Annotated in this window: 10 protein-coding genes; 6 read left to right on the top strand and 4 right to left on the bottom strand. The window is 43.4% G+C overall.

Annotated elements, in window-relative coordinates; genetic code table 11:
• Nucleotides 1–378 precede the first annotated feature (378 nt).
• The 5 genes from QO189_RS12815 (at nt 379) to QO189_RS12795 (ending at nt 5233) form a co-directional block, all read left to right on the top strand.
• Nucleotides 379–1440 carry a TRAP transporter substrate-binding protein gene (locus tag QO189_RS12815; protein WP_371533017.1) on the top strand — a complete coding sequence of 354 codons (1062 nt, stop codon included), beginning with the start codon at nt 379–381 and terminating at the stop codon, nt 1438–1440.
• Between the two features lie 17 nt (nt 1441–1457).
• The gene (locus QO189_RS12810; protein WP_371533016.1) at nt 1458–1985 is read left to right on the top strand and encodes a TRAP transporter small permease; all 528 of its coding nucleotides are present in this window, start codon (nt 1458–1460) and stop codon (nt 1983–1985) included.
• Entirely contained in the window at nt 1982–3271 is a 1290-nt protein-coding gene (locus QO189_RS12805; protein ID WP_371533015.1) for a TRAP transporter large permease, read from the top strand. Before QO189_RS12810 ends, QO189_RS12805 begins: the two co-directional genes overlap by 4 nt.
• A gap of 263 nt (nt 3272–3534) precedes the next feature.
• Complete coding sequence (locus QO189_RS12800; protein ID WP_371533014.1) at nt 3535–4587, top strand: 5'-nucleotidase; 1053 nt, start codon at nt 3535–3537, stop codon at nt 4585–4587.
• 40 nt (nt 4588–4627) lie between these two features.
• Nucleotides 4628–5233: a rhomboid family intramembrane serine protease gene (locus QO189_RS12795; protein WP_238039049.1), complete on the top strand. Its 606-nt coding sequence runs from the start codon at nt 4628–4630 to the stop codon at nt 5231–5233.
• A gap of 80 nt (nt 5234–5313) precedes the next feature.
• Here QO189_RS12795 and QO189_RS12790 read toward each other — a convergent pair whose 3' ends face one another.
• From QO189_RS12790 to QO189_RS12775, 4 genes are all read right to left on the bottom strand, one after another.
• Entirely contained in the window at nt 5314–5862 is a 549-nt protein-coding gene (locus QO189_RS12790; RefSeq protein WP_371533013.1) for a hypothetical protein, read from the bottom strand.
• A gap of 144 nt (nt 5863–6006) precedes the next feature.
• Nucleotides 6007–7875, bottom strand: coding sequence for a sodium:solute symporter family protein (locus QO189_RS12785; protein WP_371533012.1), 1869 nt, complete (start codon nt 7873–7875; stop codon nt 6007–6009).
• 3 nt (nt 7876–7878) lie between these two features.
• Nucleotides 7879–8139 carry a DUF4212 domain-containing protein gene (locus QO189_RS12780; RefSeq protein ID WP_058024780.1) on the bottom strand — a complete coding sequence of 87 codons (261 nt, stop codon included), beginning with the start codon at nt 8137–8139 and terminating at the stop codon, nt 7879–7881.
• An 881-nt stretch (nt 8140–9020) separates the two neighbouring features.
• Nucleotides 9021–10658, bottom strand: a complete 1638-nt coding sequence (locus QO189_RS12775) for an electron transfer flavoprotein-ubiquinone oxidoreductase (protein ID WP_201602800.1) — start codon at nt 10656–10658, stop codon at nt 9021–9023.
• A gap of 466 nt (nt 10659–11124) precedes the next feature.
• On the opposite strand from QO189_RS12775, the gene QO189_RS12770 reads away from it, so the two are divergent.
• On the top strand, nt 11125–11844 hold the full coding sequence (locus tag QO189_RS12770; protein WP_371533011.1) for a DUF1285 domain-containing protein: 720 nt from the start codon (nt 11125–11127) through the stop codon (nt 11842–11844).
• The last annotated feature ends 58 nt before the right edge of the window (nt 11845–11902 follow it).

The following is an 11902-nucleotide window of genomic DNA, read 5'->3' as shown; positions in this document are numbered from 1 at the left end:
CGCTGCCTAAGATTGGCATGCAATTTTTACGGCGCTCAGGTCATCGTCAGCTCTCTATTCTAAGTAAAAGCCCCCTTCTGTGAAAGCAGAAGGGGGCTTTTCTTTGTCTATATGAAAATGTTGTGTGCCCCTGTAGCAATGACTGTTAATAACTAGATCAGTCATTTCTAAGATACTTGAAAACATAAATCAACTGTTCTCATATGTCATCAAAATGATTTGACTTCTATCATTATAGCTGCTAATTTTAAACTATATTTTTATTACAGGTACGTAAAGAATATATTGATCTTTTGTAAATGACTAAGCCTAGTATGGTTTAGGTTATTTACTTATGCGATCTACTCCTATCCTCACAATTATCAAAAGGAATTGATAATGAAGTTAGCTCCTCTTTTTTCAATTGGCGCTTTAGCCGCTATTAGTCTTTTCGGCTGTTCTAACCAATCTGCTGACACCACTGATGGTTCTTCAGCAACTTCTCAAGAAACCACTGTCTTACGTTTTTCACATTTTTGGCCAGCAACGTCATCTATTAGTACTGAAGTTTTTGAGCCGTGGGCCAAACAAATAGAGACAGATTCTGATGGTCGCCTAAAAATTGAATTATATCCTTCAGCAGGTCTTGCTAAAGCAGATGTAACTTATGAGTCTGCCACTAAAGGTACGATCGATATCGGCTCACAAGCACATGGTTATACCAATGGTCGTTTCCCATTAACTCAGATTACTGAGCTACCAGGGTTATCAAATTCAGCCACGCAAATGGGTTGTATGCTTCAAACTTTGTATGACGATGGCACACTTGCTGGTGAGTACGAAGACTCACATCTATTATTTATGTATGGTGCTGGGCCTGGCTCACTTCACACGACAGATAAATTGATCCGAACGCCTGAAGATATGAAAGGGATGCGTATTCGTCGACCTTCTGCAGTCGCTGGCGATATTATAGAAAGTGCTGGTGCGTCACCAGTCGGTTTACCTGCAAACGATATGTATACCTCTTTACAGCGCGGCGTTGTCGATGGTTTGAGCTTCCCTTGGGAGGCAGTAACGGCTTTTAAAATTGACGAGATTACCAAATATCATACCAACATTCCTTTTTATAGTTCGGCGCTTATGGTCACTATGAATAAGGACAAATATGACAGTTTGCCTGATGACCTAAAACAAGTATTAGATAAAAACTCAGGAATGGCCATGGCCAATAAGGTTGGGGAAGTATTTGATAAGCATGACCAGATGGCAATACAAGCCGCTAAAGATAAAGGGGACGAAATTGTTGAAATTCCTGATCCGCTAAACGATCCAGATTGGAAAGGTCCACTCGAAAGAGGAACGCAAAAATATCTGAAAGATGTTAATGCTTTGGGTCTGGATGCTGATGGTGTCTATGCAAAAGCAAAAGCTGCTAGTGCTGCATGTAAAGTGGTCTAACCCATTGGAGGTGCAACATGCCACTACTAGTCAAGCTCAGCGTCCTAATCTCCAGACTGTGCCAGCTTATTGGCGGCATCAGTCTTATTATCATCGTCCTCACCACCATGTTAGACGTCGTCGCCCGTTATATCTTTAAGCTCACTGGTGGTGAGTTTGGCTTTACCGTCAAAGGCTCCGTTGAAATCGTCTCCTATTTTATGCTATTTGCATTGCTCGCCGCCTTTGCCGCCTTTGTCGAACGCTCACAAATTATCGTCGACGTCTTCACCCAGAAGATGCCCCAGTCTATCAAAGGCTACATGATGGGCGTCTTTATGCTTGGCTTCTTTGCCATCGGCATCGTCTTTGCTTGGGGACTCTATGAGAGTGCCATTGACGCCATGGAATTTGGCAAAGTCACCCAAGACTTACGTATCTCCATGATGCCCATTTACCTCATCAGTGCCTTGTTAAGTGCCTTACTGGCCATACGCTCACTGATCGAATCCATCAACATCTTTAAAACAGGCGAATTCTTTGACGCCGAGGAGACAGGCGCATGAGTCCAGAAATTATCGGCGCCATTGGCCTAGTGGTCATGATCTTGCTTGTCGTCATCCGCGTCCCTGTCGCCCTTGCCATGCTAGGAGTAGGCTTGGTTGGTTTTGGTGCGGTCACCGCGCCGAGCGGCGCCCTGCAAATGCTCAAAGACATTCCCGTTGATGTCTTGGCAAAGTATGACTTTAGTGCCATTCCTTTATTTATCTTAATGGGCGTGTTTGCGACCCATTCTGGTATGGCAGGGAAACTGTTTGAAGCCACCCGTACGATCTTTGGTGGGGTAAGGGGCAGTCTCGGTATTGCAGGTATTGGCTCGTCTGGTATCTTTGCCTCTATCTCAGGTTCCTCCCTCGCCACCGCCTCAACCATGACCAAAGTAGCTCTACCGCAGATGGAGAAGTATGGTTATCAGCCCGGTTTTGCCTGCGGTATTTTAGCCGCCGGTGGTACGCTTGGTATCATGATCCCGCCCAGTATTGCCTTACTGGTCTATGCCATCCTAACCCAGCAATCGGTCGGTGACATGTTTATCGCGGGTTTTTTACCAGGGATGCTTGGCATGGTGATGTACTCCATCACGGTGATGATCATGGTGCGCTGGAAACCGCATCTGGCAAAGCGTGGTGAGAGAACCTCGTGGAAAGCCAAACTTGTATCATTAACTGGCCTAATCCCTTTTAGCTTTATCTTTATTGTGATTATTGCAGGCATCTTCTTTGGGCTATTCACGCCAACAGAGGGAGCGGCTGTCGGTGCGTTTGTCTCTTGGGCCTATGCGTTTGCCAAAGGCATGCGTCTGGATGGGTTAAAGCAGTCTTTGGTTGAGACTTTAGCACTGTCTGCGGTGGTGTTCTTTATGCTGCTGGGTGCAGAGGCTTTGGGTTACTTTATCTCAGTGTCGCGCTTGTCCTATACGCTAGCGTCTTGGATTGGTGGTTTGGCTGTCAGTCCGATGATTGTGCTGATCTGTATCTTGATCATGTATTTCTTGCTGGGTCTGTTTATGGATGCGCTAGCGATGCTGGTGATTACGATTCCTGTGGTGTATCCGATCATTCTAGCATTGGGGTTTGATCCGGTATGGTTCGGTATCGTTGCGGTGTTGACGGTAGAGCTTGGACTGATTACGCCGCCAATGGGGATGAATATCTTTGTGATTAAGGCAATGGCACCGCATATTAAGCTGTCAGATATGTTCCGCGGGGTGGCACCATTTATTGTGTCGGACTTGGTAAGATTGGTTATCTTAGTCGCGTTCCCTGCGATCTCATTAGTGCTGTTGGGGTAGTTTGAATCCAAATCCAAGCGTATAAAGTCATTGTATTTTAGTGCAGCAGATTTTCTACTCGTTAAGAAGCCATATTGCTAATAGAGCAGTGTGGCTTTTTTATTGGCTAATGCTTTTTCCAAGAATGAAGAGCAGAATATCTTGCAAATTCATGATCTGAGACGCTGCATTATGGTAACTTTTCTTAGTATTATAAAGGCTTGTGAATGTAGTAAACTGGTCTGCATTCATTCCCCTGTATAATTTCATAAGTAGAGATAGTCATGGCTGTCGATTTTACTAATACGCTCATCGTCGCAATTTCTGCAACGGCACTTTTTGATTTAACAGAGTCAGAAAACCACTTGCTAGAACTGCTAGATCAAAGGCCCGCAAGCGCCATAAAAGAGTTTCGAGACTATATGATAGAGCGTGAGAATGACGCTCTAAATATTGGCGCCGGCTACCCACTGATTAAAGCATTACTAAATTTAAATGAATATTGTGATGATAACGAGCGTAAGGATTCAGATATTGAAACACCTTTGGTTGAAGTGGTTATCGTCTCAAAAAGTAGTCCAGATACAGGCATTCAAGTGCTCAATGCTATTTTAGAGCATGGTATCAATATCTCACGCTCAGCATTTATCTCAGGCAGTCCTGTGGCGCCTTATATCAAAGACTTCAACGTCGATCTGTTTTTGACCACCAATCGCGAAGATGCGCAGCAAGTGGCGGATGCCAATATCTGTGCCTGTGCGATATTAGACGCTACTCCTGTCAATACCTATGAGTTAGATACCGATCAGCTACGTATTGCCTTTGATGGCGATGCAGTGTTGTTTGATGATTCGGGTGAGTTACTTTATAAGCAAAAGGGTCTACGAGCTTTTCATGATCGTGAAGTGAAAATGCGTGACTTACCGATTGAAAAAGGCCCTTACGCTGAGCTATTGATTAAACTGTCAAACTTACAGGAACGTTTACCGGCTGGTTTACAGTATTCCCCAATCAAAATTGCGCTTGTGACCGCCCGTAATGCACCTGCTGATTTGCGCGCTATTAAAACGCTACGAGAGTGGGGCGTGAATGTCGATATGGCATTTTTTTTGGGTGGTTTAGAGAAAACAGCCGTGCTTAGGACATTTGCACCGCATATATTCTTTGATGATTCAATCAAGCATATCGATGCCGCACGTCGATTTATACCTACGGCCTTGGTTCCTTATCGTTCGACGTCGTTACTGCACGGTGATAGCTATCTAACTACTGATAAAGACGCAACATTATTGTCATTCAAGCCTGCTGTGCGTCCACTATTTGCAGTAAATCATTGAGCATATACAGATAAGCGAAATTTAAACAATAGGATGGTATATGAATTGGCAGCAATTGCTCAACTTGATTGTGGCGCGAATAAAGCAGGTTGTTGGTTTATACGCTTTTGTACTCATACCGATGTGGGGTATGTTTTTCTTAAATGAAGTGGCGCTATTTGGACTGTGGAATATCTTTGGGATTGTACCGCGCGCGTTAGATGTGGGCAGTATGATCGGGGTATTCGCTTCATGGACGATGCATGGCAATTTGTCACATTTAATTGGCAACACGGTGACGCTATTACAAATTTTGTTTTTGTTCGGATTATTTGAGAAAAATGCCTATCGCACGATTATCAAGTTGGTCATCGCTTCAGGATTGGTTACTTGGGTGATTGGGTCACCATCCTCTATTCATATCGGTGCATCAGGATTATGTTTTGCGATGTTTGGTTATATGATAGGCGGCGCTATTTTTGCTCGGCGTTGGGGTTATCTGATTGCTTGTATTGTCATGGGCACTGGCTATTGGCTGACTATTAAGCAAGGACTGATGCCGCAACAAGGAATCTCGTTTGCAGCACATTTTGGTGGTTTGTGCGCTGGGCTATTGCTAGGAGCCAATTCAAAACATACTTATTCAGCCACGGCTCAGCGTTATTAATTTAATCAAGTGAGCAATCTTTTAGCACTTTTTATATAACCGCTTTTTATGCAGTTACTATATCTATGATTGTTGTCGTATCAGGTATTTTGGTCAGTACAGATACTGATAAACAGTGGGTCATCTGTTGCTAGCTTATACCATGCGGTGGTTTGCTTGACATGCTCATCAATCGTGAGCTTACTACCTTTTTCTGGTATGACATAATCTGCACGTGCAGGCGCATTGCAATCGATAACTTGTGCAACTTTTTCGACACTTCTTCTTCTTTCAAATAAGTATAAATTGACTAAATGCACATCTGGATTGTCTACTTGTACGCTAGCATTACCGATATCTGCCGCGATAAAACGTAATATTTGTGGCTTAGCATAAGACCATGGGCGGAACCATTGCGTACTTTTTGCTACTTTGACAACTTCTACGCCTTCTGGCAGCTCTCGCACTTGTTGACCATACCAGCTATATTCTTGGTTTATCTGAAAGGCAAAAATACCAATCGCTGCAAACAATGGGATCAACCATTTAGGGGCACGTTTGCCTGCCAATTTGCTGAAGTGAGTTATGATCAGTGCTAGTCCAGCCATCCCAAACGCGGCAGCCATCGTGGCGATAAACTCAAAAAGCATAAAATATTCCTTAATGGGGTATGTGTATTCAATCAAGCTGAATTAATTACATTTTATTATAAGTATAAAATAAAAAATCACTCACAAGCAGCTGCTGCCTGTGAGTGATATATAGTAACAGAAGATATATCCTCAACTGTGAGCTTAGTGGTCGATTGCACCGCCCGCGCCACGTGGAGAACGTACGCTCTCAACTAGCTCTTGAATATGTGCTGGTGGTGGAGCAGTCGCATAGGATACCGCGAATGCCACAATGAAGTTAAGTAAGGCACCAACCGCACCAAAAGATAGCGGTGAGATACCAAATAACCAGTACTCTTCAGTATCAGGGAAATTCGCAGTACCACTGATAAAGAACCAACCCTTGAAGACAAAGATATACACTAGAATAGTAATCAAGCCTGTTAACATCCCAGCGATAGCGCCTAGGTTGTTAATACGCTTAGAGAAAATCCCCATCATTAGGGCAGGGAACAGGGAAGCGCCTGCAATACCGAAGGCCAATGCAACGACCTGTGCGGCAAATCCTGGTGGATTAATACCCAGATAAGTCGCTACTACGATGGCGACACCCATTGTAATACGAGCATATTTGAGCTCTTGTTTATCAGTGATGTTTGGGTTTAGGTTACGTTTGATCAAGTCATGGCTAATTGCTGAGGAAATCGCAAGTAGTAGACCTGCTGCGGTTGAGAGCGCTGCTGCCAAACCACCTGCAGCGATAAGACCAATAACCCATGATGGAAGATTGGCAATTTCTGGGTTAGCGAGTACTAAGATGTCATTGTTCACATCCAGCTCGTTACCTGCCCATCCAGCATTGGCAAAACGACCATCCATTTCTGCATCATGTGCAATGCGAGCTGTTTCTACCGCTGCGGTAGCTGCAGCAACATCGCCACCATCCGCTTCAGCGGTGTTAAGCGCTACTTGAGCGGCACCAAGTCCACTGTCGTTATACAGCTGGATACGACCATCATTGTTTAGATCGTTATACTTGATAAGTCCTGTGTCTTCCCATGTTGCCATCCAGTCTGGACGTTGATCATACTCTAAAGGTGCTTCTGCAACCCCTTGTGGATAGACCGTATCAATGAGGTTGAGACGAGCCATCGCACCTACCGCTGGCGCAGTAAAGTACAATAGCGAGATGAATACTAGTGTCCAACCCGCTGTCCAACGTGCATCGGCCACTTTAGGGACGGTGAAAAAGCGAATGATAACGTGTGGTAGACCAGCTGTACCAATCATCAGTGATAGCGTAAATAACACCATGTTTAGCTTGTTAGGCACATCCGCCGTATAAGAGGCAAATCCTAAGTCAGTCACGACTTGGTTAAGCTTAGTTAAAATAGGAACGCCAGATTCGATGTGGTTTGAGAACAAACCAAGACCAGGAATTGGGTTACCCGTTAACTCAAGTGAAATAAACACAGCAGGAATGGTATATGCGACCATCAGTACAACATATTGCGCAACCTGCGTATAAGTAATCCCTTTCATACCACCTAACACCGCATAGAAGAATACAACGACCGCTGCAATGAGCAGACCCGTTGTGTTTTCAACTTCTAAGAAGCGTGAGAATGCAACGCCAGCACCAGTCATCTGACCGATAACATAGGTAGTCGAGGCGATAATCAAACAAACCACAGCAATCATGGCTGCTGTTTTGGAATAAAAACGGTCACCAATAAAATCAGGAACCGTGAACTTACCAAATTTACGTAGGTAAGGTGCTAAAAGCATAGCAAGTAGAACGTAACCGCCTGTCCAGCCCATGAGGTAGGTGGAGGCGCCATAACCACTAGCAGCAATAAGACCTGCCATTGAGATGAATGACGCGGCACTCATCCAGTCAGCAGCGGTTGCCATACCGTTGACGACCGGATGCACTCCGCCGCCCGCAACATAAAATTCGCTGGTTGAACCAGCACGTGCCCAAATCGCAATCCCAAAATAAAGCGCGAAAGATAGACCTACAAAAATAATATTAATCGCAAATTGACTCATGATCTATTCCTCGTCTACGCCATATTGTTTATCTAGTTTATTCATACGCCAAGCGTAAAAGAAAATTAGAATAATAAAGACTACGATAGAGCCTTGTTGCGCAAACCAAAATCCTAAATCAGTACCACCGATTTTGATGCCTGCTAATAATGGACGTAACAAGATAGCAAAGCCATATGAGCATAGCGCCCAAATAATTAGACTACCTGTAATCAGACGAATATTGGCGCGCCAATATCCAGATGGATCGTTATGAGCTTTCATAGGACAACTCCTTTTGTCTTACCTAAAAAATATCAACCATACAAGAAGAGCTTGGGCTACTTTTTACGATGAACATCATGATAAAAAATAGACAGATACTACTTTATATAGTGACAATGAAGATGCGCAGGCGCATATCTATTTATCAGCAATTATTTAGCAAAAATAAATATCATTGTGGACATTACATTGATCCCTTAAATAAAAACTATCAAATAGCAAAACAGGGTTCATTGAGGAAGACAGAAGGGTAGGACTATCCGGTGTCTTTTTCACAATCTCGTCTTCCTGACAAGAGTCTTAATACTTTAACGCTTCAAACATTTATGCCGATTCATCTATATTGGCCGACTCATTCTTATTAGTAGCTATGAGGCCAGCATAGAATCATTCGAATTTCATCTTAGCACGATTCAACAGCGATAGTTATAACCAACAAAGCATAGGCAGAAGTATATCTATTAAAAATCGGTTTGGTAAATATAGCGCTGAATATGAGCGATGCTAAAATTATACGACAAATATCCAGTTTGTGCTGATGAATTATTACTTAATATATTCTATAAAAAACAAATTGCAAAGATTATTTATTTCAAAAATAAATATAGAGAATCGATAATCAAACGTGATGGTCGCACGTCGCTTACTATCTATGTTGTGCACACGATTTATTCAGTTTCGTCACTATTTGGAACTTTGCAAACTTGTCGATGGGTTTGAATCAAATGGTGATGCTTGGACAGATTAAGCGGTACTGATGAAACAAAATTGCTTGTGGTAGGCACGAAAAAACGCCCTTCTCTTAGAAAGAAGGGCATTTTCATTGAAGTATGATTTTTAATAACGATACATATACTATGCTAAATCAGAGTTATCCTGATTTACATGTTTGGATAGTTAGGACCACCGCCACCTTCTGGTGTCACCCAAGTGATATTCTGTGAAGGATCTTTGATATCGCAAGTCTTACAATGTACACAGTTCTGAGCATTGATGACAAACTTAGCGCCTTCAGCATCTTTGACCACTTCGTATACACCCGCTGGGCAGTATAGACGCGCAGGCTCAGCATACAATGGTAAGTTGATAGAAATAGGTACCGTTGGGTCAGTGAGTTTTAGATGCGTTGGTTGATCTTCTGCATGATTGGTATTAGAGATAAACACCGACGACAATTTATCAAATACCAACTTACCATCAGGCTTGAGATAGGTTGGTTGATAAGCATGGTTGGCACGCTCTAACTGATCGTAATCTGGGATATTGTCATGCAAGGTAAATGGCATTTTACCTTTTAGCAAGTTGTGCTCGATAAAGGTGAAAGCACCGCCCATGAACAGACCCATACGGTGAATCGCAGGTGAGAAGTTGCGCGACTCGTAGTTGTCTTGATATAACCATGACTCTTTGTACATAGTGGTATAGGCAACGACTTCGTCATGCTGACGCTCAGCTTGTAATGCCTCAAAGATCGCTTCGGCGGCGAGCATACCTGACTTCATCGAGGTGTGTGTGCCTTTGATTTTTGCTGGGTTCAAAAATCCAGCATCATCACCGACCAATACGCCACCTGGGAAGGTAAACTTCGGTAGTGAGTTTAGACCACCTTTTGTCAAAGCACGTGCGCCATAAGAAATACGCTTACCGCCTTCTAGGACACTCTTGATGACAGGATGCGTTTTTAAGCGCTGCATTTCATCAAATGGAGAGACATAAGGGTTGTGGTAAGACAAATCGGCCACAAGACCAAAGCTTACTTGGTTGTTTTCATCAAAGTATAACCACCAGCCACCAGTAGAGCCAGTTTCAGTCAATGGCCAGCCAAGACCGTGCATGACAACGCCTTGCTCATGCTTATCAGGCTCAACTTCCCACAGCTCTTTTAGACCGATACCATAATGCTGAGGATCAGAGTCTTTATCTAGATCAAAACGGCTGATTAAGCGCTTACCCAAATGACCACGGCTACCTTCGGCAAAAATAGTGTATTTGGCAAGCAGCTCGTAACCAGGCTCGAAGCTAGGCTTGGCTTCGCCATTAGCGGCCACGCCCATATCACCCGTTAACACACCTCTGACCGAACCGTCATCGTTATATAAGATATCATCTGCAGGGAAACCGGGGAACATCATGACTTCAAGCTCTTCTGCCTGCACAGCCAACCAACGAACAACATTACCCAATGAGACAATATAGTTGCCATCATTATGCATAGGCCCCGGAATCAACGAATGAGGTACTTTGGTTGAGCGAGTAGCAGAGTTTAAATAGTAAAAACGATCTTCTGTCGCTGGTACGTTGAGCGGCGCGCCTTTTTCTTTCCAGTCGGGAATCAGCTCATTGAGCGCACGGGGTTCAATGACAGCACCAGACAATGTATGGGCACCAAACTCAGAACCTTTTTCGACCACACACACCATAAACTCATCGTTACCGGCTTCGATAGCGAGCTGGCGCAGGCGAATAGCCGCAGAGAGACCTGCTGGTCCGCCGCCCACGATAATGACATCAAATTCCATTGATTCACGTTCGATCTCAGGTTCTGCTGCCACAGGCTCTGCTTTATCTAGCGTTGCGGTCTCTGTTGCTACTGGTGCGTCAGCGTTCACAGTATTACTATCAATAACTGGCGTTTGATTGTCTTGCTCTTGCATACCTACTCCTAAACTTTTAGTGGCTTATCTCAGGGCATCATTAGCTTAACAACTGAATAATAGACTTGCGGTGCTAACGTCACTCAGACATATGGCTGCCCGATAAAAATGTGTCATCAATACAAAACCCACTTGACCATTTCAATAAAAAATCGTTACTCATTATAAAAGAAAAGTCCTACAAACACGATACGCATTTATGAGCAACGGTGTTAAGGTTATATCGAGGCAATGAAGGTATTTGGGCGATAAAGTTTCATCATACCTGAAACAAAAATTTATAGTAATAATAGATTTGCCAAACTTTGAATACTAAATAAAGGATTGAGCGATGAATAATGACAATAATCATGCTGATAGCAGTCGTGAAAATAACGTAGAAGCTCCAGTTGGCAAGGGTTCTGGTTTGAATAACATGGATGCACTAAGTCACTATCTTAAGTCTACAGCTGGGGCACGTGAAGGACGCGCAATACCGCCACTCGAAAAGTGGCATCCTGAAGATATCGCTGATATGGACTTAGTTATCAAAGCAAATGGGGAGTGGTGGCATGAGGGTGGGCAAATGACCAGAGAGTCACTTGTCAGTTTATTTGCGACTATTTTGTGGAAAGAAGAAAATAATGGCGTTATCGAATACTTTTTGAAGACTCCAGTACAAAAAATCCGTATTCAAGTAGAAGATGCACCACTGTTAATTAACGATGTTGGTATTGTGCAGGAAGGTGATATGAGCTGGTTGGAGTTCACGACGACGACTGGTGATGTGGTACGCTTGGATAACGAGCATCCTATTATATTAAGAGCGTATAATCCTAAAAGCGATGATACGGTAAATGACGCTGTCAGTACTGAGCATACTCTAGACTCAGCAACTGAAGCACAAGTACGTCCTTATATGCTTGTCAGAAATGGTTTAATGGCGCTGATTGGCCGCAATACCTTTTATCATCTGACAGAGATTGGTGAATTAATAGAGCATAATGGTGAGACAATATTGACGTTACAAAGCGGCGGTGAGTCCTATTCACTATCGATGCCGGTCAGTTAAGTAACAATAAATAGTATGCTATTGATTGTTATAATGTGAGCTGCTGGGTTACTAAATG

It is taken from the genome of Psychrobacter sp. Arc29, from assembly GCF_041431175.1.
Taxonomy (GTDB): Bacteria; Pseudomonadota; Gammaproteobacteria; order Pseudomonadales; family Moraxellaceae; genus Psychrobacter.
This window is presented reverse-complemented; position numbering and strand designations above follow the sequence as displayed.